This is a genomic window from Desulfobacter sp. (genome assembly GCA_028768525.1).
In the GTDB taxonomy this organism is placed as follows: Bacteria; Desulfobacterota; Desulfobacteria; order Desulfobacterales; family Desulfobacteraceae; genus Desulfobacter.
The window spans coordinates 2,642,220-2,667,534 of sequence record CP054837.1; the positions used below are offsets into that span (position 1 = coordinate 2,642,220).

19 protein-coding genes are annotated in these 25,315 nt (G+C 55.4%); 9 read left to right on the forward strand and 10 right to left on the reverse strand.

The genetic code is table 11. The features are described from left to right. Nucleotides 1-2 precede the first annotated feature (2 nt). Nucleotides 3-1,628, forward strand: coding sequence for a hypothetical protein (locus tag HUN04_12095; GenBank protein WDP90395.1), 1,626 nt, complete (start codon nt 3-5; stop codon nt 1,626-1,628). A 59-nt stretch (nt 1,629-1,687) separates the two neighbouring features. Further along, nucleotides 1,688-1,912: a hypothetical protein gene (locus tag HUN04_12100; GenBank protein ID WDP90396.1), complete on the forward strand. Its 225-nt coding sequence runs from the start codon at nt 1,688-1,690 to the stop codon at nt 1,910-1,912. 98 nt (nt 1,913-2,010) lie between these two features. Here the strand turns inward: HUN04_12100 and HUN04_12105 are convergent, their stop codons facing one another. After that, a complete protein-coding gene (locus tag HUN04_12105) occupies nt 2,011-2,670 on the reverse strand; it encodes a methyltransferase domain-containing protein (protein WDP90397.1) in 660 nt (219 codons plus the stop codon). A gap of 26 nt (nt 2,671-2,696) precedes the next feature. Between HUN04_12105 and HUN04_12110 the strand changes: the two genes are divergently transcribed. Next, a complete protein-coding gene (locus HUN04_12110) occupies nt 2,697-5,387 on the forward strand; it encodes a PAS domain S-box protein (protein WDP90398.1) in 2,691 nt (896 codons plus the stop codon). 24 nt (nt 5,388-5,411) lie between these two features. Here HUN04_12110 and HUN04_12115 read toward each other — a convergent pair whose 3' ends face one another. Together HUN04_12115 and HUN04_12120 are read right to left on the reverse strand one after the other, a co-directional pair. Further along, complete coding sequence (locus tag HUN04_12115; GenBank protein ID WDP90399.1) at nt 5,412-6,137, reverse strand: acyltransferase; 726 nt, start codon at nt 6,135-6,137, stop codon at nt 5,412-5,414. Beyond that, the gene (locus HUN04_12120; GenBank protein WDP90400.1) at nt 6,130-7,182 is read right to left on the reverse strand and encodes a phenyltransferase domain-containing protein; all 1,053 of its coding nucleotides are present in this window, start codon (nt 7,180-7,182) and stop codon (nt 6,130-6,132) included. The genes HUN04_12115 and HUN04_12120 overlap by 8 nt, the downstream gene beginning before the upstream one ends. A 316-nt stretch (nt 7,183-7,498) precedes the next feature. On the opposite strand from HUN04_12120, the gene HUN04_12125 reads away from it, so the two are divergent. Continuing rightward, complete coding sequence (locus HUN04_12125; protein WDP90401.1) at nt 7,499-9,907, forward strand: 3-hydroxyacyl-CoA dehydrogenase/enoyl-CoA hydratase family protein; 2,409 nt, start codon at nt 7,499-7,501, stop codon at nt 9,905-9,907. A 29-nt stretch (nt 9,908-9,936) separates the two neighbouring features. Then, nucleotides 9,937-11,115, forward strand: coding sequence for a thiolase family protein (locus HUN04_12130; protein ID WDP90402.1), 1,179 nt, complete (start codon nt 9,937-9,939; stop codon nt 11,113-11,115). A gap of 181 nt (nt 11,116-11,296) precedes the next feature. Here HUN04_12130 and HUN04_12135 read toward each other — a convergent pair whose 3' ends face one another. From HUN04_12135 to HUN04_12145, 3 genes are all read right to left on the reverse strand, one after another. Beyond that, nucleotides 11,297-12,343 (reverse strand): hypothetical protein, encoded by a 1,047-nt coding sequence (locus HUN04_12135; GenBank protein ID WDP90403.1) that lies wholly within the window; start codon nt 12,341-12,343, stop codon nt 11,297-11,299. 82 nt (nt 12,344-12,425) lie between these two features. Then, on the reverse strand, nt 12,426-13,706 hold the full coding sequence (locus tag HUN04_12140; GenBank protein WDP93270.1) for a zinc-ribbon domain-containing protein: 1,281 nt from the start codon (nt 13,704-13,706) through the stop codon (nt 12,426-12,428). Nucleotides 13,707-13,760: 54 nt separating this feature from the next. Beyond that, nucleotides 13,761-14,816, reverse strand: a complete 1,056-nt coding sequence (locus HUN04_12145) for a hypothetical protein (GenBank protein ID WDP90404.1) — start codon at nt 14,814-14,816, stop codon at nt 13,761-13,763. Nucleotides 14,817-15,063: 247 nt separating this feature from the next. Between HUN04_12145 and HUN04_12150 the strand changes: the two genes are divergently transcribed. After that, nucleotides 15,064-16,125, forward strand: a complete 1,062-nt coding sequence (locus HUN04_12150; protein ID WDP90405.1) for a hypothetical protein — start codon at nt 15,064-15,066, stop codon at nt 16,123-16,125. 23 nt (nt 16,126-16,148) lie between these two features. Here HUN04_12150 and uvrA read toward each other — a convergent pair whose 3' ends face one another. The 3 genes from uvrA to HUN04_12165 all read right to left on the reverse strand — a co-directional run bounded on the left by uvrA (nt 16,149) and on the right by HUN04_12165 (nt 20,799). Further along, nucleotides 16,149-19,106, reverse strand: a complete 2,958-nt coding sequence (gene uvrA / locus HUN04_12155) for an excinuclease ABC subunit UvrA (GenBank protein WDP90406.1) — start codon at nt 19,104-19,106, stop codon at nt 16,149-16,151. Between the two features lie 83 nt (nt 19,107-19,189). Further along, the gene (gene gspG / locus HUN04_12160; protein WDP90407.1) at nt 19,190-19,624 is read right to left on the reverse strand and encodes a type II secretion system major pseudopilin GspG; all 435 of its coding nucleotides are present in this window, start codon (nt 19,622-19,624) and stop codon (nt 19,190-19,192) included. An 83-nt stretch (nt 19,625-19,707) separates the two neighbouring features. After that, a complete protein-coding gene (locus tag HUN04_12165) occupies nt 19,708-20,799 on the reverse strand; it encodes an AI-2E family transporter (protein ID WDP90408.1) in 1,092 nt (363 codons plus the stop codon). A 255-nt stretch (nt 20,800-21,054) separates the two neighbouring features. Between HUN04_12165 and HUN04_12170 the strand changes: the two genes are divergently transcribed. Genes HUN04_12170 through HUN04_12180 form a run of 3 tightly spaced genes read left to right on the forward strand, consistent with a single transcriptional unit; the run spans nt 21,055 to nt 23,421 of the window. Continuing rightward, nucleotides 21,055-21,375 carry a membrane protein insertion efficiency factor YidD gene (locus HUN04_12170; protein ID WDP93271.1) on the forward strand — a complete coding sequence of 107 codons (321 nt, stop codon included), beginning with the start codon at nt 21,055-21,057 and terminating at the stop codon, nt 21,373-21,375. Between the two features lies 1 nt (nt 21,376). Continuing rightward, nucleotides 21,377-22,342, forward strand: a complete 966-nt coding sequence (locus HUN04_12175; protein ID WDP90409.1) for a hypothetical protein — start codon at nt 21,377-21,379, stop codon at nt 22,340-22,342. Between the two features lie 23 nt (nt 22,343-22,365). Further along, entirely contained in the window at nt 22,366-23,421 is a 1,056-nt protein-coding gene (locus tag HUN04_12180; protein ID WDP90410.1) for a radical SAM protein, read from the forward strand. Here HUN04_12180 and HUN04_12185 read toward each other — a convergent pair. Then, nucleotides 23,416-25,164 (reverse strand): aldehyde ferredoxin oxidoreductase family protein, encoded by a 1,749-nt coding sequence (locus tag HUN04_12185; GenBank protein WDP90411.1) that lies wholly within the window; start codon nt 25,162-25,164, stop codon nt 23,416-23,418. The genes HUN04_12180 and HUN04_12185 overlap by 6 nt on opposite strands. Nucleotides 25,165-25,315 lie beyond the last annotated feature (151 nt).

A 25,315-nucleotide genomic window follows, 5' to 3' on the forward strand; every position in this document is an offset into this window, starting at 1 on the left:
CCATGAGAACACTCACCTTGACCCTGATCCTGGCAGTTTCCTTTGCCCAGGCGGCCCTGGCGGATACGTCTCCCTGGGGGATCCCCACTGAATCTGAAATCAGGGAACACCAATCCTCTTCCGCCAAGGAAGCCGCCAAAGAAGTGAAAAATAAGGCGGTTGTGGATATCCGGCAACTCCAAAAAATCAACAAAACCCTGCCGGTTCCGGATTCTGGAGAACCGGCTTCCCCAAAGGCCGGGACCAAACCGTCAACGCCATCTCCAGCCCCTGTCGCAGCAGTTGCTCCGGGGGAGGCAAGCGCCAAACCTGTACCAGAAAAGCAACAGGCACTGGGCACTTCGTATCCGGCGCCGCCAGCCCCGCCAAAGCGGATGGATACCCCCTGGGTGGTTAATTCCCAGAACGGCATCTATAAATGGAACCACAGCAACTGGGAACAGATGCCCGGCCTGGCAAAGGATATCGGAGCCGGCCCGGATGGCTCGGTCTGGGTCATCGGGGTGGATCCCATGCCCGGAGGATTTGGTATCTACAAATGGGACGGCAGAACGTGGACCAAAAATCCAGAAGGCGGGGCAACCCGCATTGATGTGGATCACAGGGGTATGCCATGGGTCGTGAACAATGCCGGAAGCATCTACAGATGGAACGGCAGGGCCTGGGATGAATTACCCGGCAAAGCCAGTGATATCGGAATCGGGCCGGATGGCTCGGTCTGGGTCATCGGGGTGGATTCCATGCCCGGAGGATTTGGTATTTACAGATGGAACGGCGGGGCTTGGGCCAAAAACCCGGGAGGCGGGGCAATACGAATTGATGTGGATCACCAGGGCATGCCCTGGGTCCTGAACAATGCCGGAAGCATCTACAGATGGAACGGCAGGGCCTGGGATGAATTGCCCGGCAAAGCAAGGGACATTGGCCTGGGCATTTCCCGTGCCCTGGTAATTGGCATCAACCATGTCTACGGGGGCTTTGGCATATATGAATGGAAGGGCAATGACTGGGGAAATATTCCCGGCGGGGCTGTGGGCGTAACCGTGGCCGGTTCGGGCAGGCCTGATTCAGTCCTGAAATCAGGTTCCCTTAAGCCGGCCTCTCTTGCCAGGCCTGATGCCGGGCCTGATGCCGGGCCTGATGCCAGGCCTGATGCCGGGCCCGTGAACTTTGGATTTGAAACCGGTACCCTTGAAGGGTGGAACAAAACCGGTACGGCCTTTGATCATCAGCCCACCTTCGGGGACAATCCCACAGCCCGCCACCGGGGCCAGCCCTCAAAGCACAGGGGGAATTTCTGGATCGGAGGATTTGAAAATAGGCCCACCCCCGCCTCACCTGCCGGCAGCGTCCAGGGGGACGGCCCCCAGGGCACCCTGGTCTCCCAGCCCTTTGTCATCTCCGACACGAGTTTGGAATTCCTCATCGGCGGGGGGTGTGATATGGGCAAAGTCCGGGTTGAGTTGCTGGTTGACGGCAAGGCAGTTAAAAAGGCAACGGGCAAATGCAGGGAAACCCTATCCCCTGTTAAATGGGATGTATCCGCCTTCCAGGGAAGGTCCGCCCAGGTCAGAATTGTGGACCAGTCCAGCGGTGGCTGGGGCCACATCAATTTTGATGGGCTTTGATCCAGCAGGATATAGAAACCACAGGAAAATGAACAAAAAACCAAAGGAAAGGAAGTCCAATGGGAGAAATTATCGGCGGCGCCATTTTCATGGCCCTGTTCATTGCCTTTGCCGTATGGAAGGGGGGCAAAAAAGGGAAAATTACAGATGCGGAACGCAGGCTGAGGGACGATGAATACTGGGCGGATGAGGAAAAAGAGGGCTCTGGCGGCCTGTTCTCTTTCAGCATGGGAAGCTCAGACGGCGATTCCGACGATGACGGAGATGGCGGCGGAGATGATTAAACCCTAAAACCGGGGCGTTAATCTGACCGGCGGTGCCAGAACTAGAGTGCCCAGGTCCTTTCAACAGTCAAGGGCCGGACGGGCATAATTTTTTCGTTTTAAGAGCAAGGGCGGCCCATGAGCAACCGGTTTTTCGGGGTGACCTCGGAGGGGATGGTTGCGGTCCGGATCTCATAGCCGGCAGCGGCCAGCTTCACCGCCCGCACTGCATCCACGGCCAGATCCCCTGCCATCCAAGGGGAGAGTCCGCCGTCGTCGCAGGTAGTCAAATCATGACAGCAGGGCAGCACCGCCACCCTGGCCCGGGCGGCCACGGCTTTTTCAATGACCGCATCGGTCAGGCTGCCGCAGGCATGGGCCGACACCACCAGATCATCCGGCAGCAGCGCCACATCGGCCAAATCGGCACACCGGTATTCCACCCGCTCCGCCAGCCGGGGCCACTGGTCCGCCAGCACCCGGGAGAGCCGGAGTGCACTGTCGGGAATGCCGGTGTCCACGGCCAGCGCTCCCGGGGAGGTATTGTCCAGAAGGATCATGATATGTGCCAACAGGCCGTGGCCGCAGGCCAGGTCCACCACCCTGCCCCCCCTGAATCTCCGGCGGATCCGCTTGGCCGTTTCCCAGGCCTCGTACAATTCCTTTCGGGGCAGTACCCCGGCCATGCACACCGTTCTGGCTATTTTGTCGAAAAGGGTATTGCCCGGAAACCGATCCCTGTGCAGGGGCATTAATCTGTTTTTGCTTGATTTCTTCATATCCGGCATACTAATACAACTAAACGATGAATACCTACACAAAAATACTTTTTACCACCCTTCCCCTGGTATTTTTCTTTTTAATCGCCACCGCCGGCACCACCTATTATTTTTCAAGGTCCGCCCTGCTGGACCTCGGCGAAACATGGCTGGACACCCGGCTGGCCATGGCCCTTGACATGGTGGAGACCCAGGAAACCATCCTTCACGAATACGGCCTTGAAACCATTACCGCCAGCATTGCCAAAGCCAAGCTGGATGCCATATCCCAGATCAGGGACATCCGGGTCGGGCGCCAGGGGTATATTTTTGCTGTCAACCACTCCGGCACGATTGTCTTTCATCCCAACAAATACCTGACAGATACAGATATGAGCCAGGAGCCCTGGTTCGCCAAAATGACCAGTGAAGGGGGGCGCCTGTTCATCACCCTCGAAGGAAGGCACAGCCTGGCAAGATTCGAATTTTTCCCGGCCTGGAACTGGTATGTCCTTGCCGTGGACCCCATGGATGAGGTCTACGGGGTCTCCAACCGGATGAGGCCCTACCTTTGTGCCCTGATCATCTGTGCCGCCCTCATCACATCCCTGGCACTGATGCTGCTGACCCGGCAGTTGACCCGGCCGTTGAAAAATCTGGTACGGGGGGCCGAAGACATTGGAAAGGGAAATCTGGAGACCCGGATTGAAATCACCTCGGATGATGAATTCGGCCACCTGGCAAAAGAATTCAACCAAATGGCTTTCAGGCTCCAGGATACCCTGACCGCCCTGCGGTACAGCGAAGAGCATTTCAGGGCCCTCATTGAAAATGCCAGCGACCTGATATGGATATTTGATAAAGAGGGGAACTTTTTATACGTCAGCCCCTCCACCGAAAGGATTCTGGGATATCCCCCCCAAACCCTTCTGGGAAAAAACGGAGCCGGCTACGTTCACCCCCATGACCTGGAAGAGATCATTCCAAGATTTAAACTCAGGACCCAGGCCCTGATTCAGAGTCAGCCCATGGTCCACCGATTCAGGCACAAAGAGGGCTATTGGTGCACCCTGGAATCCATCTCCAAAAACCTGCTGGACCACCCGGCCATATCCGGCATGGTCATTAACTCCAGAAACATCACCAAGCGGCGGCAGGCCGAAGAAGCCCTGAAGAACTCCCACCAGGAACTTGAAATCCGGGTTGAGGAGCGGACCCGGGAACTTCGGGCACTGAACAAGGCCTTGAACAATGAAATCCTCATCCGAAGGGAAAAGGAAAAAGAACTGGAGAGGGCCAACCAGACCAAGAGCAACTTCCTGGCCAATGTCAGTCATGAAATCCGGACCCCCCTGAATTCTGTCATCGGATTCAGCGAGCTTTTATCCACTATGATCACGGAAAAACAGCAGGCCGGCTATCTTGCCGCCGTCACCACCGCCGGCAAAAACCTGCTGGCATTGATCAACGATATCCTGGATCTGTCCAGAATGGAGGCGGGGAAACTGCAGATTAACCGGGTGCCGGTCTCTCTGGAGCGGCTATTCAACGAAATATTCCACCTGTTCAAGGTAAAAGTCGAAAAAAAGAATCTGGCATTTCCCGCTCACCTGGCCCCGGATATCCCTGACGCCCTATTCCTGGACGAAATAAGACTGCGCCAGGTCATCACCAACCTGATTGACAATGCCGTAAAATTCACCGAAGCGGGCAGCATCACACTGAAAGCAGAAGCCAACCCGGTATCCGATGGCACCCAAAAACGGATCGATCTCCATATCACGGTGGAGGACACCGGCATTGGCATACCGGAAAACAAACGGGAAATCATCTTTGAATCCTTTCGGCAGGAATCCGCCGGCACCAGCCGTAAATTCGGGGGAACAGGACTGGGACTCGCCATCTGCAGACAGCTGACGGAACTCATGGGCGGCGGCATTTCAGTGGACGGGGCCAAAGGCGGCGGCAGTATCTTTACCATCCGCCTGCCCGGGGTGGAAATCAGCCGGGGAAAGATGCCGGAACCGGCCAAACCCAGGGTGAATTTGAACAAAATCCAATTCTCCGGGGAAACGGTATTGGTGGTGGACGACCAGCATGATATCCGTTTTCTGCTCCGGGAACTGCTCGGCAAACTGAATCTCGGGGTCATCGAAGCGGAGAACGGGCAGCAGGCAGTGGAAAAAGCACGGGCCCACATGCCTGCAATAATTTTCATGGACGCAAAAATGCCGGTACTCAACGGCATTGATGCTGCCGCCAGGCTCAAGGCCGACCCGGCCACCGGCGAGATTCCTGTCTGCTGCATGACGGCCTCCATGCACGCCTCCTTCAATGAGGACTTCAGCCGGAGCGATTTTTCTTCCTGCCTGACCAAACCCATTGTCATTGAGGAACTCATGCAGGTGCTGACCCGTCACCTCTCCCCATGCCCCGTTGAAAAAACAGAGATCACCCCCGGCCCGGAACCCGCCCACGGCCTGGTCAATGAACGGCTGTCCCCGGAATTAACCCAACGGCTTAAAACAGAGATTCTTCCCCACCTGCCGGCCCTGCAGGATGCCATGAAAATATCCGATATCAGGAATTTCGCCAGGGAGATCAACAAACTGGCCGCCCACACCGCCCACCGGGAACTTGCCGCATTCGGTGAAGACCTCTTCCACCAGGCAGAGACCTTTGATATTGAAAATATCCGGCTCAGCCTGAAACAATTTTCAGATATGCTGGCGGATTGATCCCCGGGATTTTTATAACCCGTTTTAGGGCATTTCCTTTTTCGGAGCGATAAAGCTGCGGACCCATCCCCAAAATGTATTGCCGTCCAGAAAGGCTTTTTCCGAGGCTTCCAGCACCCGGGTCATTTTCTCCGTATCCGAATACCGGTCCTTTCGGGTGATCATTTCCCTGTCGGCATCCAGTTCCCTGACCACCCGGGCCGGATTTCCCGCGGCAATCACATTGGCCGGGATATCGCAAGTGACAACGGCGCCGGCGCCGATGATGCTGTTTTTCCCGATGGTCACCCCCTTGCAGACAATGGCGGAATCCCCGATCCAGACATTTTCCTCCAGCACCACCCGGGAAACCGTATCCGGGGGCAGGGACCGGTCGTAAATGCCGTGCCAGTCCGAATCCGTGATATAGGCATGGCTGGCCAGCATGCAGGAATCGGCAATGGAAATGCTGTTGGCCGCGGAAATCCTCACCCCCGGGGAAATCAGTACATGGTCCCCGATGCGGATTCCCTCAATATCCTTTTTTTCGGACCAGACCGTGAGCCGGGTTTTCTTGTCGGAACATCCCAGCAGGGTGACATGGCTGCCGATGGAGATGGGCCCGCCGAAAAGTTCGATGTGCCAGGGTTTTACAATATAAGGATGGGGCCCCAGGGATAAAAGCTGGGGTTCCAGGTAACGGCGGACGTAAAAGGCCTGGAGTTTATACCAGGCCTGCTTGATATAATAGGGGCGGCGGTCCTTAATCACGGTCCAGCCCCCTGTACCGGTATCCGTCCCAGGAATCGTGGTCAAAAAGCCGACCCGCCGGGGTCAGGCCGTACAGGGCATCCGCCGCCATGAGAACGACGGCATTGGTCCATGAAATTTTTTCTTCGGGCCAGATGACCATATCCGGAAAGGTATACCCGCACCAGAATGTATTGTCCTCAAATACCCGGTTCTGTATCCAGGAAAAGACAATGCCGGCCTTCTGTTTCCTCCCCATGCCGTGGAGGGCCAGGACCAGCTCGCAGGTTTCGGCAATGGTGACCCAGGGCTGGTCCGATACGCACCGGCATCCCTGGTCCTCGATCATATACTTGTTCCAGTACTTATCGATGCGGGCCTCGGCTTTTTCACCCCGCAGGGCCCCGGAAAGAATGGGGTAAAACCAGTACATGGAAAACCTGGATTTGGAGACATTATAGGTGTGGATATTTTCCTGCAGCGACACTTCCAGCCGGTTCAGGCCATCGGACCACAATGTTTTTTGTTTTCCCAGAAGGCCGGCAACGGCCAGGGCGCATTTCAGACTCATGAAAATGGATGAGGAACCTGCCAGCAGGGACATGGGATCGGTTTTCCCCTCCGGGCTTTTGGCCCAGTATATTTCCCCGGACCGGGCCTGGAGGCTTAGGGCGAATTCGACCCCTGCCGCCATGGCCGGCCAGTACCGCTCAAGAAGAATCTTATCCCGGGTGATGAGATACTGATGAAAAATCCCCACCGCCATATAGCAGGCCATGTGGGTTTCAGTGGTCCGGTCTTCCGGAACGCCGTCCATATATGAGGAAAACCAGGAGCCGTCGGAGTTTTGTTTTTCCACCATCCAGTCCAGGGCGGCCAGGGCCTGTTCATGGTACCCTGAGATATTCAGCCCCATGACGGATTCCACAAGATCCCAGGGGTCGGTTTTTCCGTTGGCATGCCAGGGGATATCTCCGTTATCCCGCTGAAGCCCTGCAATGGACCGTGCGACTGAGTCAATGTTCAGAGGTGAATCAGGATGTAGCTTTGCATGTATACGGGGCATATCCATCTCTCAAATTTGTAATGACCTTTAAAAATGCAGGTTCAACCTATCAAACCCGTTTTATTTTTACAAGCAGCATACAGATTAATTCATGAATGGTAATTCACCAAGTCTTTTTTCAGACCCCATTAATAAAGCGAACAGGTGTCCGGCGATAAAATTCATCACAAGCGTTTGAAATTGATTAATATTTTCACGCACACCCCAAAGGGCAAATAAAAATTATTTTCCTTGACAATCCAAAACCATTCGGATAAATGGGAATGAATGGTCATTCATAAAAGTTGAATATATACCCGAACTTTAGGAGGAAATCATGGTAAGAAAGATCAGAAAGGCTGCAGTCATCGGGTCCGGAATCATGGGAGGCGGAATTGCTGCCCTTCTCGCCGGCGCCGGTGTTGATGTGCTGCTCCTGGACATCGTTCCTTTTGACTTGAAAGACGAAGAAAAAAATGATCCCGCTGCCAGGAACCGCATTGTTCAAGCCGGTATGGATGCAGCCCTTGCATCAAAACCCTCTTTATTCTTCAACAAAAAGGATGCAGCCCGCATCTCTCTGGGCAACCTGGACGACGACATTGAAAAACTGGCCGACTGCGACTGGATCGTGGAAGTAGTCGTCGAAAACCTGAAGATCAAAAGAGACCTTTTTGAAAAGGTTGCCAAGATCAAAAAAGAAGGTGCCATCGTCACCACCAACACTTCGGGTATTCCCCTTAAAGACATCAGCGAAGGCTTTTCCCAGGAATTCAAAGAGCACTTCATGGGCACCCATTTCTTCAACCCCGTCCGCTACATGCACCTGCTGGAGCTGATCCCCGGCGCAGAAACCAAACCCGAAATCCTGGACTTCATCGCCACCTTCGGTGAAAGAAACCTGGGCAAGGGCATTGTCTGGGCCAAGGACACCCCCAACTTTGTGGGCAACAGAATCGGCATCCAGGGCATCGGCGCCGCCATCCAGTTCATGGTTGAAGACGGACTCACCGTTCCTGAAGTGGACGCCCTGTTCGGACCGGCCCTGGGCCGCCCCAAAACAGCCATCTTCAAAACCACCGACCTGGTCGGGCTGGACACCATGGCCCATGTGGCCAAAAACTCCTATGATCTTTGCGAGGACGACGAGCAGAGAGAGACCATGAACCTGCCGGAATTCATCGGCAAAATGGTTGAAAAGAACATGCTGGGCAACAAGACCCAGGGCGGTTTCTACAAAACAGAACTGACGCCGGAATGGAAAAAGCTCAGAAAGGTCCTCAACGTAGAGACCCTGGAATACGAAGATCTGGAAAGACCCACCTTCCCCTGCCTGGATGAAGCCAAGAAAAAAGGGACCCTGGTTGAAAAAATGGCCTGCGTCCTCAAGGGCGACGACAAAGGCGCCAAGTTTGCCTGGAGATGCATGGCCAACGCCTTCCAGTACGCCGCCAACCGCGTACCTGAAATTGCAGACACCATCGTTGAAATCGACAACTCCATGAAATGGGGCTACAACTTTGAAATGGGTCCCTTTGAAGCCTGGGACGCTTACGGCGTTGCGGAAGCCGTTGAAAGAATGAAGGTCGAAGGCCTGGAAGTTCCCGCCAATGTAATGGCCATGCTGGAAAAGGGCGCCACCTCCTTCTACAAACTTGAAAACGGTATCCGTTACTACTTTGACTTTGCAGCAGGGGATTACAAAGCGGTTCCCGTTTCCAAATCAATGGTCTCCATTGCTGCTGCCAAGGGCAACAACAAGACCGTCCTTGAAAATGCCTCCGCTTCCCTTGTGGACATCGGAGACGATGTCTTCTGTGTTGAATTCCATACCAAGATGAACGCCATCAACGCGGAGATCGTTGATACCATAGGCGAAGCCCTTGAGTATGTAGATAAAAACGGCTGCGGCCTTGTCATCGGCAACGAAGCCGGCGGCATGCCCGGAGCCTTCTCTGCCGGTGCCGACCTGGGCTATGTCTCCAAGCTCTGCCACGATAAGAAGTATGCTGAAATCGACGCCTTTCTGAAAAAAGCCCAGGACGGCATCCAGGCAACCAAATATGCAGCCTTCCCCGTTGTTGCAGCCCCCTACGGCATGGTATTGGGCGGCGGCTGTGAAACCTGTCTGGGTGCGGACCGCATCGTGGCCCACACCGAGCTTTACATGGGCCTGGTTGAAATCGGCGTCGGCCTCCTGCCCGCCGGCGGCGGCACCATGAACCTGTGGAAAAAACATGTGGATGCCCTTCCCGGCAAGGTGGCAAAAGACACCGATCTGGCCAAGATTTTCATCCCGGCCTTCATGAAAATAGGCATGGCCGCCGTTTCCATGTCTGCTGCCCAGGCCCAGGGCAATGGGTACCTCGGCCTTGCCGACCGCATCGTCATGAACCGCGACAACCTCATCGGCGAAGCCAAGAAAGAAGTTTTGAAAATGGTGGACGACGGATATGTTCCCCCCATGAAAAAGCCGCTTCGTGTCATCGGCAACGCCGGCCAGGGCATGGTTAACGCAGAATTGTTCAACATGCTCAACGGCAACTTCATGAGTGAGCACGATGCCTTCCTGGCCAAACGGATCGCATTTGTCATGAGCGGCGGTGATGTAAGAACCGGTTCCGAAGTGGATGAAGACACCATTCTGAAGCTGGAACGTGAAGCCTTTGTCGATTTCTGTAAGGAAGAAAAGACCATTGCCAGAATCGACCACATGCTGAAAACCGGCAAACCGCTTAGAAACTAGGCCGCCCAGAAACTAAGGAGGAGATTCAAATGAGAGACGCATATATTGTACAATCCGTAAGGACCCCGGGCTGCAAGCAGAAAAGAGGTCAGTTCAAAGAGACCCGGCCCGAAGAACTGGCATCCTTCATCATGAAGGAAGCCGTGGATAGAACCCCCAACCTCAACGCCGAGGATCTGGACGACGTCATGCTGGGCTGCGCCTTCCCCGAAGCGGAGCAGGGCCTGAACCTGGGCCGGGTGGCTGCCAAGATGGCCGGCTTTCCCGACAAGGTTTCCGGCGCCACCGTAAACCGTTTCTGTGCCTCAGGCCTTGAAGCCATCGCCCTTGCTTCCATGCGGGTATCTGCAGGCTGGTCCGAGGTCTGCATGGGTGCGGGCTGCGAATCCATGACCTTCGTGCCCATGGGCGGCAATGTGCCCCGCCCCCATCCCGAATACTCCAGAACCAACCCTGAAATGTATATTTCCATGGGCATCACTGCAGAAAACGTGGCCAACCGCTACAACGTCTCCCGGGAAGAGCAGGACAAGTTTGCTGCGGCCTCCCAGGCCAAGGCAGCTGCGGCCAGGGATAACGGCAAATTCACCGAAATCATCCCCACCCCTGCCTACAAATATGTAAAGCAGGAAGACGGCACCTACAAAAAAGAAAGCTTTATTGTAGAGCATGACGACGGCATCCGGCTTTCCACCCCGGAAGGACTGGGCAAGCTGAGAACCGTATTTGCCGCAGCCGGATCCGTAACCGCAGGCAACTCTTCCCAGACCACCGACGGCGCGGCCGCCACCATCATCGCCTCCAAGGAAAAATGCGAAGAACTCGGCCTCACCCCCATCGGGCGCCTGGTGACCTATGCCACCGTGGGCTGCAAGTCAGACGAAATGGGCGTGGGCCCCAAATATGCCATCCCCGTTGCCCTGAAGCAGGCCGGCCTGACCATCGACGACATTGATATCTATGAAATCAATGAAGCCTTTGCCTCCCAGGCCCTTCACTGCATTAAGGAACTGGATCTGGAAAAATACATGGATAAAATCAATATTCACGGCGGAGCTATTGCACTGGGTCATCCCCTGGGCTGCACCGGTGCTAAACTCACAGCGACCTGTCTTGCCAACCTCAAAGAGGTGAACGGTAAATATGGAGTGGTTTCCATGTGTATCGGCGGCGGCATGGGTGCTGCGGCTGTATTCGAAAGAATGTAGCTGATATTACCTCCTTGTTCGTTTAAAAGGAACGGCCCGATCTCCTTTCCCCGGGAGAACGGGCCGTCTCCTTTTTTTGCAAGGCCCAAAGGGCAGAAGGCATAAAAAAAGAGAAGGGCGGAAGCAAGATCCCGCCCTTCTCTTTTTTGTTTTATCTTTGGTGTGGAACCGGGGCTCTGGACTACTTCAGGGCGCCCATGGTGTCGAACCGGGTCGCCGTGCCCAGGATATCCGACGGCACCCGGATGCCCAGCTGCTTGGCCCGGGCCAGGTTGATGCAGATTTCGCCCCGGCGGGGGGATGTGATGGGAAAGTCTGCCGGTGGCTGGCCATCGGCAATGAAAGCGGCAAGGCTGCCGGCCTGGTATCCCTGCTGGAAACCGGAAATGGCCTCGGAGAACAACAGCCCCCCCTCCACGGCAAAGCGGAAAAAGCCCACATCCGGAAGGTGGTTGTTTTCAATGGTCCATTTCAGAACCTCATTGGCAGGTATTTTACCGCCCTTTATATTCTTAACCACATGGTAGGAGGCCACCACCAATAAATCGGCCTTATCCTGCATGTCGGTGACAAAGGCTTTCCACTCGTCAAAATTGGCGGCGGCTTTAATACCGCTAAGGGTCATGCCGGTTTCAGGCACCTGGGCGCGTATACGCTGGAGAATGGGCAGGGCCGTGGGGCCGTCATCACTGACAACGGCAATGCTGGAGATCCCCGGCACAATCCGTTTCAATAGCCTGAGCGACCCGATGAACCGCTCCCGTTCAAGGCTGCCGGTGACATTGTGTCCCGGCTCATCCAGGCTGTCTACAACTCCGTAGGTGGTGGGGTCGGCACTCACCCCTGCGAAGACCACCGGCCAGGGGGTATCTTTGAGTTGACGGGTAACATACTCCTGGGCATTGTCGTCGCAGGCAATAATGACATCAGGGCCGTAGCTCTTGACCAGGGCCAGGGCTTCCCTGGCCTTCTCCTGCTTCCATGAGACTTCAGGATGGTTTTTGGTGTCCATATAGAAGGCCTTCACCTCGAGGTTGTCCCCGACAATAAACCGCTCTTCTTCCAGGGCCTCAAAAATGCCCTGGTTGACCACCTCTGACCAGATAAAATCCTCGTGGTAGCTGTGGATAATGAGAATCCGTTTTACACTTGCGCACCAGGCCGGGGATGCCAGCAGGCAAAGGCCCAGGCAGATGCACAGGGTTAAATAACAACGATGGGTTTTCATTTAATCATTCCTTGGACAGCCGGGCGGCCTCGCCGGCCCGCCTGACTGCCATTAGATGTTATATGGGATTGGCCGAACCGGATTACCTGCGCTTTAAATGCGCCATGGCCACCTTTATGCTGTCCCGCAGCCGGGAGATGGCTTCTCCCAGTTCTCCGATTTCATCCTTGGCACCGCCGTCAACTTCGATATCCACTTCCCCGAGGCTGATCCGGTCGGCCACATCGGCCAGGTGAACGATGCGTCTGGCAATCCGTCTCCCGTAAAAGATAAAAATCAGGGCGGCCAGCAGGGCGCCGAGGCCCATGACCGTGAGCGTCCACTGCATGGCGTCGGTGATAACGGCCTGGGTGGTGGTTCTGACCTCTGCGACTTTTGCGTCAATCTCAGAGGCCTTTGAGGTAACCCCCACCACATAGGGGGTGCCCCGAACCCTGGCGGTGGTCATGTACCACTGGCTGACACCGTCCTTGTCTTTCCAGTCATAAAACCCTGGGGCCGGCCGTTTGCTTTTGGCAGAGGTCAGAATCTTCCAATATGCCTGAAAATCCGCCTGGGATGACTTGAGTGTGGTGATATCCTTTCCGGCCAGCCTGGGGTTGGCATGGGCCCAGAACCGCCATACCTGGTCCGGTCCGGGCAGTTCGTATAAAAAGGTATAGCCCGACGTCCCCATCTTTCTGACCGCTGTCTTTTTGAAATAAATGTCGCGGTTGAAATCGCGGCTCATGAGGTCGGGATGGCTGAAAAGATACTGCCTCACCTGCCGGGCTGTGGTCAGGGCCTGCTGGTGAAGGTGTTTTTGCTCGATACTCCAGATGGCATCTGAAACGGTTCCGGTAACCTGGTCATCCATTTTAGGCATGACAAAATAACGGAAATAGCTGAAGCTCAGTCCGCAGATAATGATAAAGGGCAGGATGGAAAAAAGAAGAAACTTCGTGGTAATACCGGAACCCTTTTTTCGGGACCGGGGTGTGGCAGGTGACGCCGAAGATTCCTTTGCAGGTTCAGTTGCAGGTTCAGATGCCTCTGCTGAAGGCATGTCGGAAAAATCCATCCCTGTCTCAAAGTCGGAGTCACCTGGACTGCCGGCAAAAGCGCCAGTATTGTCAAAATCATCCGCTTCAAAGGGATCCGCCTCAAAGGGATCTGTTTCAAATCCGTCCCCGCCAAAGTCCTGGGGGGAATCGGGAAGGGTCAGGCCGCCGTCAAAGGGGTCTTCAACGGGCGCTGCCGCATCGGGGTGGGTAATGAAAATCCATTCTCCACAGCCGGCACATTTTGCCTTTGAACTGCCTTGGGGCAGTTTATGGGTATCGACACTATAGTTTTTACCGCAATGGGTACATGTCACTTTCATGGGAAGGTCCTTGTTATCCTAGCTTTTATTTGACTTTTCTATCAGGCGCTCTGATCAGTGCTGAGCTGTCATTTTCCTGAAAACTTTGGCTGTTTTGGTCAGGTGGGCCGGCACCTCAATCCCCAGGCTGGCCGCACGGGCTGTATTAATACAGGGCAGGCCGGTACGGGGAGCGTCGACAGGGAAATCGCCAGCAGACTGTCCGCCCAGAACATAGGCAGCGATTGTACCGGCTTGATACCCCTGTTCATACCCGTCTATGGCGTCAGAACAGAGCAGGCCATCGGATACGGTATCTGTCCAGAACCCCATATCAGGCAGGGAACTGTTCCGGGAAGTCCAGGCCAGGACATTCTCCGCCGGCACATGGTCGCCGTCCCTATCTTTTATGGTATGGTAGACAACCACAATCAGGGCATCGGCCTTGTCCTGCACGGCGGTGACAAATTCTTTCCACTCGGAAAAGGAGTCCGTCCGAAGTGAGGCCACGATTTCAGCCCCCTCGGCCGGCGCCTGGGCTTTGATTCGTTCCACGACAGGCTGGCCGGTTATTGAGCCGTCAGAGATCACTGCCAGCCGTTTGACGCCGGGGACCATTCTGCGGAGCAGGGCCAGGCTCTCTGAAAACCGCTCCCGGTCCAGTACGCCGGTGATCCGGCCGCCGGGCCGGTCACGGTCGGCAATGATGCCGTATTCTTCAGGCTCACGGTTAACCCCGGCAAAGACAAAGGTATAATCCGTCTCCAGCATGCGGCGGACAACATATTCCTGGCAGTTATCGTCCAAGGCGATCACCACATGGGGATTCATTTTTTCAATGGCGTCCCGGGCCATTTTCCCGGCATCTATTTTCCATTCCTTTGAGGAGCGCCGTTTGGTGTCCATGTAAAAAGACGATATCATCAAGGTATCGTCAGCAATATAATTTTCGTCGGCAAGGGCGGCCCTCACCCCTTTCTCCACCGAAATATCCCATGGACTCGATTCATGATAGCTGTGGAGAATCATCACCCTGGAAAGGGATTCCCCTCTTACATTCTGGGGGGAAAAGGCCAAAAAGACCAATAGACCGCCCAAAACGAAATGATGAATTCGATTAAGGTACTTCATGTTATCTCCCTGTAAATATCATATGCGCGTATGGCTATAAGAAACTATTAAAAGCGCAAAACTATAAAAAAAACACCAACTTGTCAATATTTTTCCATATTTTGGGTAAAATACTTCTTTAGAATTACATAATTATAACTTTTTTTACATAATTTTGGATCTTTTTACCGCCCCTTGAGCTTCGTCGCCAGGATATGGTATGACTGAAGGGATTCTTTAAATTCCCGAATATAAGGTATAACGGAATATGGCGCCGGAAAAAAAAAAGATTGAATGGGATACCTATTTCAGTTTTATCCTGAAAGAGATATCCGAACTTCAGCTGTACATCAATGCGGCCATTATCGGCTTTATCATCTGCTTTTTCACCGGCAAATACAGCCTGGTTCCATTTATCGTGCCCCTCTTTGTCCAGGTCCTTTCCAAATCAAAGGTAAAATACCAGCAGCGCCATTTAAATGCCCTGGTGGAACTCCCGGCCCAGGCGGAAGATCCCGTTTTCATCATGGACACCCGGGGCAGCATCCTTTTATCAGTGGGAAAAACATTTGAACTGTTTGAGCAGCGGGCCGTCACCAATATAAAGGACTTTCTGAGCCTGGAAGCGCTGGAGGAAATTCTGAACGTCGCAGGGGCAGGATCCCACGCCCACTCCACCGAGGCCTTTTCAGGCCTCACAATGAAATGGTACAAAATAAAGGCCACCCGCATGGGCCAGGACAAAGGGGCGGAACATATACTGGTCTGGTTCCAGGATATTTCCCTGAGAAAAACATACGATTTTAGACTCCAGGACCTGCTTCGCTATTCATCGGCCCTGATGCAGGATCTTGCGGATATTGTTGACACCGGTGAGGAGTTTGAACACCTTTCTTCTTTTCTGCTCAAGGATTATGAAGCGGTATTCATCACCCGGGCGGACCAGGGGAAAAACCTCTCCGGATATGTTTTCAAGCAGTCCGAAACCCGTATAGAAAGGTCATGCCTTATCCTTATCCACAATGAATCCCCTGCCCCCATAAACATCTCAAGGAAAGAGGCACAGATCATCAGCGACGATATGGAGGGCTACGGGTCCGAGGCTGAGTTTCTCGAAAAAAACCCCCTGGATCCCAGGGTACTGGATTTCATTGGAGGCCCCATCCACAATTTTATCACCTATAATGAGGCCGATCTTTCCATCATTGCCTTCAATTACAAATCAAAAATATCCGATTATGAAAAACGGTTTTTTGAAATCCTGGTCAACAATTACAGAACCATAATCATGCTTGTGGACCTGGAAAAAAAGCGCAAACAGCAGTCCTGACGCCCCGGTTGGAGACGGTGTGATCAGGCCAGCATTTCCTTAAGGTAGCGCCCGGTATGGCTCTCCGGATGCTGTGCCACCTTTTCCGGCGAACCGGCAGCCACCACGCCCCCGCCGCTGCTGCCGCCCTCGGGTCCGATGTCAATGACCCAGTCCGCGGTTTTCACCACATCCAGATTGTGCTCGATGATCACCACGGTGTTGCCGGCGTCGGTGAGCCGCTGGAGAACAGCCAGGAGCATGCGTACATCCTGGAAATGGAGACCGGTGGTGGGTTCGTCCAGTATATACAGGGTCTCCCCCGTATCCCGCTTGGCCAGTTCCCGGGCCAGTTTGATCCGCTGGGCTTCCCCCCCGGAGAGTGTGGTGGCGGCCTGCCCCAGTTTTATATAGGAAAGCCCCACATCAATGAGGGTGGCCAGAATATGGGTGATCTTGGGGTGGCTTTCAAAGAGTTCCCGGGCCTGGACCACCGAGAGATCAAGGACATCGGCAATGGAATGGTCCTTGTAACGGATTTCCAGGGTGGCCTTGTTGAAGCGCTTGCCGTGGCAGACCTCGCAGGGCACAAAGACATCGGCCAGAAAATGCATTTCCACCTTGATGTAGCCGTCCCCTTTGCAGGCCTCGCACCGGCCGCCCTTGACGTTGAATGAATACCGCCCCTTCTTATACCCCCGGGCCTGGGATTCGGGCAGCATGGCAAAGAAGTCCCGGATATGGTCGAAGACCTTGGTGTAGGTGGCCGGATTACTCCGGGGCGTCCTTCCGATGGGCTTCTGGTCGATGTTGATCACCTTGTTGATGTGCGAGAGGCCGGTGATTTTCTCATGCCTGCCCACGGTCATCTGGGATTTATTAAGCGCCACTGCCAGGGCCGGATAGAGGATCTGGTTGATAAGGGTGGATTTGCCCGCTCCGGAAACCCCGGTGACCGCCGACAGCAGTCCCACGGGAATCTTGGCCGTGATATTCTTCAGATTATTTTCCGCGGCCCCGCAGATGGTAATCCATTTATTGCCCATGGATTTGGGGGTCCGCCGCTTTTTGGGAAGGGATATGGCCTCTCTCCCCGTAAGGAATTTGCCGGTGATGGAGGCCGGATTGTTCCGGATCTGTTCCGGGGTTCCCTGGGCCACGATCTGACCGCCCAGGTGGCCGGCACCCGGGCCGATATCCACGATCCAGTCCGATTCCTCCATGGTCTCCTGGTCATGCTCCACAATGAGCAGGGTGTTGCCGATATCCCTCAGATGCTTGAGGGTGGAGAGCAGTTTTATATTGTCCCGCTGGTGCAGGCCGATGGAGGGCTCGTCCAGGATATACAGCACCCCTGTGAGCTCGGAGCCCACCTGGGAGGCCAGGCGGATGCGCTGGGATTCCCCGCCGGAGAGGGTGGGGCCGGACCGGTCCAGGGAGAGGTAATCCAGACCGACATTCACCAGAAACCCCAGGCGGTCGGAGATCTCCTTGAGCAGTTCCTGGGCAATGAGCCGCCGGTTCCCCTCCAGGTCCAGGGAAGAGGCAAAGGCGTAGGCATCCTTCACCGTCATTTCGGTGACATCAATGATGGACCTGCCGTTGATCATGACATGGAGGATTTCCTCCTTGAGCCGGCGCCCGCCGCAGGCCGGGCAGGTGGAGGCGGTCATGAAATTGGCATAATACTTTTTCTGGTGCTCGGACTGGGTATTCCGATACCGGCGCATGAGGGTGTGGATCAGCCCTTCATGGGTCCGGGAAAACTTTCCCTGGATCTTGGCGGAATTCCAGTTCACGGTCATCTGCTTGGTGGCGGACCCGTAAAGGAGCAGGTCCCGCTGCTTTTTGGGCAGCTTTTTCCAGGGGGTGTCAAAATCAATGCCCCACTGCTCTTCCATGGCCAGCAACTGGCCCTTGCCCCAGGAGTTGTCATTGTTGAACCGGGGATTTTTGATGAAATAATTTTTCCAGGGAATCACCGCCCCTTCACGGATGCTTAGGTTTTGATCCGGCACCACCTTATCCGGATCCATGGCCAGCAGGGTACCGATGCCGTTGCAGTCCGGACACATGCCCAGGGGGGAATTGAATGAAAAAATCTGCGGGGTGAGTTCGGGATAGGCGATGCCGCAGCAGGACCGGGCCTCGCTCATTTTCAGGTCCTCCCGGCCCATCATGTGAACAATGAGCTGGCCGTTCCCCAGTTTCAGGGCCGCCTCTACCGAATCGGTGAGCCGTTCCTCGAATTTGCCCCCGGATTTCACCACCAGCCGGTCGATGACCACCTCGATATGGTGCTTTTTGTTCCGGGCCAGGGTCTGGACATTTTCAAGGTCCTGGACCACCCCGTCCACCCGCACCCGGGCATAGCCGTCCTTTTTTAGTTCATCCAGCCGCTCCCGGTGTTCCCCCTTGCGGTTTTCCACAATGGGGGCCAGGATAAGGATCTTGGATCCCTGGGGCAGGTCCAGGATCTGGGAAACCATGGACTGGGCATGGCCCCGCCCCACCTTTTGCCCGCATTTACAGCAGTACTGGGTGCCGACCCGGGCAAAAAGCACCCGCAGGTAATCATAGATCTCCGTAATGGTGCCCACCGTGGACCGGGGGTTCTTTGAGGCGGCCTTCTGTTCAATGGCAATGGTGGGGGAAAGTCCCCGGATGGTATCGTACTTGGGCTTTTCCATCTGCCCGATGAACTGACGGGCGTAGGAGGAGAGGGATTCCACATACCGCCGCTGGCCCTCTGCAAAAATGGTGTCAAAGGCCAGGCTGGATTTGCCCGAGCCCGAGACCCCCGTGACCACCACAAGCTTCTTTTTGGGGACCTCCACATCAATATTTTTCAGGTTATGCTCTTTGGCGCCCCGGACGATTATCCTGTCAAGTTCCTTGGTGGCGTTTCCGCCCTGGCCGGGCAGTGGAGAAAACGGAACCAGGGTGGTATCGGCGTCAACGGGTTCGGGTATATGTGCGGCTGTACCGGAATTATTTTTCATATTTTTCCTGGGCAATTCTTGGTTTTATCTTTGGATCTCATACCATAATCACCCAGAAAAAAATGTAAAGATACGGATATGTTCTAGTCTATTTCCCAGCTGTTGATATCGGCATTCTTCCCTTCTCCCCCGGGGGCGCCATCCGCGCCGTAGGAGATGATATCAAACTCTTCATGGACTCCCGGAGAGAGGTATAGGTACTCCCGTCCCCAGGGATCCTTGGGCAGACTCTTTTTATCCAGATACCCGTCTGCATTCCAATTGGGCGCCGGTGGATCTGTGGACGGTTTTTCAATGAGCGCCATGAGCCCCTGCTCCGTGGAAGGATAGCTGCCGTTGTCCAGCCGGTACATCTTCAGGCTGGTTTCAATGGCGGCAATATCCACCTTGGCCTTGACCGCCTTGGCGTCGTCGGTCCGGCCCATGTACCGGGGCACAATCATGCCGGCCAGGATTCCCAGGATCACCACCACGACCATCAATTCAATGAAGGAAAACCCCTTATCATTTAAACGCATATGTATGCCTCAATTATAAATTATTCATTTTTGCACGGTCCAAATTAAATCAACATAGCCCATTGAGGCAAGTTAGAAAAGAGTTACTTCGGGCCGGCATCGCCATTGTTTTCAAAGGCACGGACCTTGGGCAGCACGTCTTTGAATACCACCCCGTAGATTTCCCAGATAGTGACAAAAAGGGCCGCAATAATAGGCCCGATGATAAATCCGATGATCCCGAACATGGAGATGCCGCCCAGGGTGGAAAAAAGGATGAGCAGATCGTGCATCTCCGTATCCTTGCCCACCAGCCGGGGGCGGAGCAGATTATCCACGCTGCCCACCACCAGGCCGCAGAACAGTGCCAGGCCCGCCGCCTTGAGCCACAGCCCCTTGGCCGCAAGCCAGAACGCCGCCGGCACCCAGACCAGTGCCGTGCCGATGCCCGGAATAATGGAAAGTACCGTCATCACCGTCCCCCAGAATACTGAACTGTGGATTCCAACAACGGCAAACGCAGCCCCCGAGGCTCCGCCCTGAACAATCCCGATGATGGCCGTTCCCTTGATGGTGGCCCGGGCCACCGAAGTAAACCGGTCCAAAAGGCGACGCTCATCCTCGTCGTCCAGGGGCATATAAAAAAGGATTTTTTCCAGGAGCCGGTGGCCGTCCATGAGAAAGAAGAACATGGTGTACAGCAGGATGGCCACGGTAAAAAGAAAGTTCACCGTGCCCATGGCCCCGGCCTGGAGCCCGGATACCAGGAACCGGGTCGCCACCTCCACCAGCTCGCCGGCCTTCTGGAAAATGGTTTCCCTGTAGGGCAGGATATCTTCATAAAAGGGAATTTTCTCCAGCCATTGGGAGAAGGCCGCCGGAGAGGCCAGCTGTTCCTGGACCCATGGGGTGGCCGACTGCCCCACCTTTATGGCCTGGGAGGTGACAATGCCCAGCAGCCCGCTCAAGGGGAGCAGTACCATTAAAATGATAATCAGTATGGTCACGGAGGAGGCCAGGGCCTGCCGCCCGCCGGTCCAGGCATTGAGCCGCCGGTAAAGGGGATGGGCCAGGGCGGAAAAAATGCCGGCCAGCAGAATGGCCATGAGAAAAGATTTGATCATGACCAGAAATACTGCGGAAATAAAAAATATCATGAGCAGCAAAAAGGAAGGATGGATTAAATCTCGGTTCATGGGGCACGGGTCTCCCTAATAGTATTCTAAAATTTTTAACGATTTGGACCGGGAAGCGCCCGGCCCTAGGCTTCAGGATTAATCTGCCTGACCGGAATCTACCATAGCCGGCCCGGCCATGCACTTAATTTTTATTGAATTTAAAAAAAGGTTCAATTATGTTGAATTTTTTGGACCGTATACCCGAACCCGTTCCGGAGCATCGCTTTGAAAAACACAATATATATCCTGCTTATTTGTACCGTTTCTGCCTGGATGCTGCCCGCCGCCCCGGCGGCTGCAGGCGACGATGAGACAGCCCGCCGGAACCCGGCCATTGCATTTTTCCAGGACCATATCTCGGCGGCCGACGGCAACCGCTGCCCCATGACCCCGTCCTGTTCGGCCTATGCCGCCCGGGCCGTCCAAAAACACGGCCTGGTCATCGGCTGGATAATGGCCTGTGACCGCCTGGTCAGATGCGGGAGGGATGAAGCCAGGATTTCTCCCCACATCCGGATCAAGGGCCGGGAATATATTTCAGATCCCGTCAGTGCCAACGATTTCTGGTGGTTCTCAAAAAAGGAGGACAAATAAAATGCAATCCCGTTTACCCAGCCGCTTCGGCAGAAGCCGATTTGCCGCCGCCCTCCTTTTTCTGGCCTGTTTCTGCCTGCCGACACCGGGAACCGCATCCGGTGCCCCCGGGCTGGTCATTACCCCGGATATTCAGTACGGATACGCCTTGGATCTGTTTAAAAAAGGGGATTACACCGCCGCCCAGGTGGAATTGAAACGGTTCATCCACTTTTTTCCCGGGGATGCCAGGGTGGCAGAGGCGGAATTCAAAACGGCCATGGCCCTGTATCATTCCGGGCAGTTCCATGAGGCGGCCCGGCGGTTCAACGATATCATCCTTAAAGAGAAAGAGTCCCCCTACACCAGGGAATCCTATTTCATGCAGAGCAAAGCGTTCCAGGCCATGGACAACCCGGGGTATGCCGGGATCGTTCTCCAGAATTACCTCAAGCTCACCGAAGACCCGGAAACCCGGGACCGGATTTATCTTGAACTGGCCCGCCTCCACATCCGGGAAACCCGGGAGCTGGGGAAAAACCAGCTGGAAGAGGCCCAAAAATACCTGACCCTGATCTCACCGGACCGGAAAGGAGAATACAATGTCCCGGCCCGGCTGGCCGCCCTTGAAAAGGTGAAAGCCGCCCCCCAAAAGAATCCCGCAGCGGCCGGTATTCTGGCCCTTATCCCCGGCGGGGGATTTCTCTACTGCGAGCGGTACAAAGATGCCTTTGTCACCTTCTGCCTCAACGCCGGCCTGATCTGGGGGGCGTACGAAGCCTTTGACAGTGGCAATCCCGCCCTGGGCGGGGTGGTCTCCTTTGTGGAATCCGGATTCTACGCCGGCAATATCTACGGATCCATCACCGCTGCCCACAAGTACAACAAGACCCAGCAGATCAAAATCCTGGACCGCCACTTCAACCTGACCGCAGGCATTGATCCCGGGAACGGGGCTTACCTCATCACCTTTAACCACGAATTTTAGGCCACCGAAAAAAGGGAGACGCCATGAATTCAAATCCATATCCATTTGAAACCGGGGTATACCGCCCGCCCAGCGAAGGGGGCAGCGCCTCCCTCCTGGTGAGGTTCACCCGGAACTGCCCCTGGAACCACTGCACCTTCTGCGCCATGTACAAAACGGAAAAATTTGAGCTCCGGCCCCTTGGAGAGATCAAGGCCGATATTGACGCCATGGCTGCCATGGCCTCGGACCTGAAGGCCCAATCCCGGCGTCTGGGCCAGGAAGGCCGGATGACAAGGGAAGCGGTCATGGCCCTGCTTGAAAAACACCCCGGCCTCAACTGTCACCAGGGGGCGGATATGTTCATCCAGTGGCTGGCCGCCGGGGGCAGAACCGCCTTTATCCAGGACGGAAATTCCCTGATCATGAAACCGGCGGACCTCATCCAGGCCCTGTCCTATCTGAAAACCACCTTCCCCTCCATTGAACGGATCACCACCTATGCCCGGGCCAGAACCCTTTCCCAGCGATCCATAGAAAACCTGAAAGCCATCCGGGAAGCGGGCCTGGACCGGGTCCACCTGGGGCTGGAAACCGGGGATGACACCCTGCTCAAACAGATTAAAAAGGGGGTGGACAGCCAGGGGCATATAAAAGGCGGGCAAAAGGCCATGGCCGCTGGATTCCAGGTATCGGAGTACTGGATGCCCGGCCTGGGCGGCAAAGAGAGGTGGGAGGCCCACGCTGACAGCACCGCAGAGGTACTCAACGCGGTAAATCCCCACTATATCCGGTCCAGGCCCTTTCGGCCCATCCCCGGCACCCCCATTTACAATGACGTAAACCAGGGGGGACTCACCCTACTTTCCCCCAGGGAGCAGCTTTTGGAACTGAAACGGATGGTTTCGGCCCTGACGGTCACCTCAAAGGTCTGTTTCGACCACATGGGCAACCACTGGCGCACGGCCACCGGGGATCTGGTATTTACCCATGATTACGAGGGCTATAAATTCCCCGAAGAAAAGGAAACGGTGCTGGAGCGGATCGACATGGGCCTGGCCTTTGGAGACCAGAAGCCCATGAATTTTATCCATCTATGATGACCAGCCCCGCAGTTCACGGTATTCATCCATGAGTACAGCCATATCATCTTCAGTGATGACCGCCCCGCTGTCCTCAAGGGGTTTGTGGAAGGGCCGCGGCAGTTTTTCATCCTCCGGCGTCATCCCCTCCCTGAGGTTAAATTCCCGGACCAGGGAAGAGATATTGGCCGCCACAGCCGAAAGCTCGCGCTTTGACCCTTCCATGCCCGTGGCCGCACGGATCATCTGCCCCAGCCGCTCCCAGGGGTAGAGATCCCGGTAGAACTTGCAGAGGATCAGGGCGTCAAAAAGGGTGAGGCGGTCCTCAAAATCAATGAACATTTCTGCCTTGCCCCGCACCTGCTCCTTGGGAATCATTCCGGCCAGCTCGGGTTTGTAGAATGTGGACCGCAGATGGCAGGCCCCCCGGTCCGAAGAGGCATAGGCCAGGCCCATCCCCTTGAGCACCCTGGGATCATACCCCGCCGGTTCCATGCCCTTGACATGGACGGCCTGGTCTTCCATGCCCCAGGCCCGGGCGGCATGGACGATGCCCCTGGCCAGCAGGGCGCCGGGACCTTCTTTCCGAGCGATAAGGTTCAACAGGGTTTCAACGCCCCGGGCATCCCCGAAGGCAATGGGGTAGTCTGATTTTCCCTGTTCGTATGCCGCCATGGCAAAGGCGCAGAGGTTCCCGCCGCTGATTGTGTCAATGCCCAAACCGTCGCAGACATGGTTGAGCCGGGCGACCTCCTCCACCGATTCCACCATGCACAGTCCGCCGAAGGCGTAGAGGGTCTCATACTCCGGCCCCTCAAGGACCAGGCCCTTATGTTCCCCCTCCAGCACCCGGGTCATCCGGCCGCAGGAAAGGTAACACTTGGCACAGGCATGGGGACGAACCTCGCACCGGCTGTGGAGGGCGTCGGCTGAAATTTTTTCCCAATGGTCCGCCCTGCCCCGGGTCCAGTATTTGGTGGGGAAGGCATTGGCCGAATTCATGATCTTCACCATCTGGGGGGTGCCCATGGTTTTATAGGCATGGACCACGGGATGGTCCTTACCCTCTGCTGCCATGGTTTTCCCCAGCCCGGCCAGGGACTTGGGGTCATGAATCTCCTGTTTCCGGTCGCCGGTGAAATATACTGCCTTCACATTTTTGGAGCCGAGTACCGCACCGGTGCCGGCCCGGCCGGCGCACCGCCACCCGTCGTTCTTAATCACCGAGCAGGCCACCCCGGCCTCGGCCGCCGGCCCCACCACACAGGTTCCGGATTTCCAGCCGCTTTTCTTATCCCCTGCAAAGGCCGCCCGGACCGCCTCTTCGGCGGCAAAGGTGTCCCGGCCGGCCAGGTGGCTGCCATCGTGGAATACCGCCCCGTCGGGATTGATTTCAAGCACGGTGAGTCCCGTTGCCTTCCCGCGTATGACCACAGCATCAAACCCGGTGGCGGATATGGCCTCGGGCAGCCGCCCCCCGGAATAGGACTCCGCATACAACCCCGTGAGGGGGGATTTGGTAAAGACCCCGTACCGGGAACTGCCCCAGGTCATGGTATTGGTCACAGGGCCGGTGGCGAAAATAATATGGTTGTCCGGCGAAAGGGGATCCACGCCCACGGGGTTTCGCCGGGACAGCAGCCAGGTGCCCAGGCCCTTTCCTCCGAGATACTCCCGGTATATTCTGTCATTGACCGCCTCCCGCTGGAAGGTCCCACGGGTCAGGTCAACGGATAATATCTGGTTAAAAAAACCTTTCATTCTTTCTTCCTCCATGTATTGCAATCCGTTATTATATCATGTTTTAATAAACAGCGCTTTATTTTCCGCCAAAATTTATTCCGGAAAAGGCCGATGTCCGTTGCACCCGTATGAACAAACTGACTGACCCGGTAATTTAAAACTACCAAAA

What these genes read in the sequence shown, in the direction of transcription:
- HUN04_12095 (WDP90395.1), top strand. Translation starts at nt 3, where the DNA reads ATGAGAACACTCACCTTGACCCTGATCCTGGCAGTTTCCTTTGCCCAG.
- HUN04_12100 (WDP90396.1), top strand. Translation starts at nt 1,688, where the DNA reads ATGGGAGAAATTATCGGCGGCGCCATTTTCATGGCCCTGTTCATTGCC.
- HUN04_12105 (WDP90397.1), bottom strand. Translation starts at nt 2,670, where the DNA reads ATGAAGAAATCAAGCAAAAACAGATTAATGCCCCTGCACAGGGATCGG.
- HUN04_12110 (WDP90398.1), top strand. Translation starts at nt 2,697, where the DNA reads ATGAATACCTACACAAAAATACTTTTTACCACCCTTCCCCTGGTATTT.
- HUN04_12120 (WDP90400.1), bottom strand. Translation starts at nt 7,182, where the DNA reads ATGCCCCGTATACATGCAAAGCTACATCCTGATTCACCTCTGAACATT.
- HUN04_12125 (WDP90401.1), top strand. Translation starts at nt 7,499, where the DNA reads ATGGTAAGAAAGATCAGAAAGGCTGCAGTCATCGGGTCCGGAATCATG.
- HUN04_12130 (WDP90402.1), top strand. Translation starts at nt 9,937, where the DNA reads ATGAGAGACGCATATATTGTACAATCCGTAAGGACCCCGGGCTGCAAG.
- HUN04_12135 (WDP90403.1), bottom strand. Translation starts at nt 12,343, where the DNA reads ATGAAAACCCATCGTTGTTATTTAACCCTGTGCATCTGCCTGGGCCTT.
- HUN04_12140 (WDP93270.1), bottom strand. Translation starts at nt 13,706, where the DNA reads ATGAAAGTGACATGTACCCATTGCGGTAAAAACTATAGTGTCGATACC.
- HUN04_12145 (WDP90404.1), bottom strand. Translation starts at nt 14,816, where the DNA reads ATGAAGTACCTTAATCGAATTCATCATTTCGTTTTGGGCGGTCTATTG.
- HUN04_12150 (WDP90405.1), top strand. Translation starts at nt 15,064, where the DNA reads ATGGCGCCGGAAAAAAAAAAGATTGAATGGGATACCTATTTCAGTTTT.
- uvrA (WDP90406.1), bottom strand. Translation starts at nt 19,106, where the DNA reads ATGAAAAATAATTCCGGTACAGCCGCACATATACCCGAACCCGTTGAC.
- gspG (WDP90407.1), bottom strand. Translation starts at nt 19,624, where the DNA reads ATGCGTTTAAATGATAAGGGGTTTTCCTTCATTGAATTGATGGTCGTG.
- HUN04_12165 (WDP90408.1), bottom strand. Translation starts at nt 20,799, where the DNA reads ATGAACCGAGATTTAATCCATCCTTCCTTTTTGCTGCTCATGATATTT.
- HUN04_12170 (WDP93271.1), top strand. Translation starts at nt 21,055, where the DNA reads ATGCTGCCCGCCGCCCCGGCGGCTGCAGGCGACGATGAGACAGCCCGC.
- HUN04_12175 (WDP90409.1), top strand. Translation starts at nt 21,377, where the DNA reads ATGCAATCCCGTTTACCCAGCCGCTTCGGCAGAAGCCGATTTGCCGCC.
- HUN04_12180 (WDP90410.1), top strand. Translation starts at nt 22,366, where the DNA reads ATGAATTCAAATCCATATCCATTTGAAACCGGGGTATACCGCCCGCCC.
- HUN04_12185 (WDP90411.1), bottom strand. Translation starts at nt 25,164, where the DNA reads ATGAAAGGTTTTTTTAACCAGATATTATCCGTTGACCTGACCCGTGGG.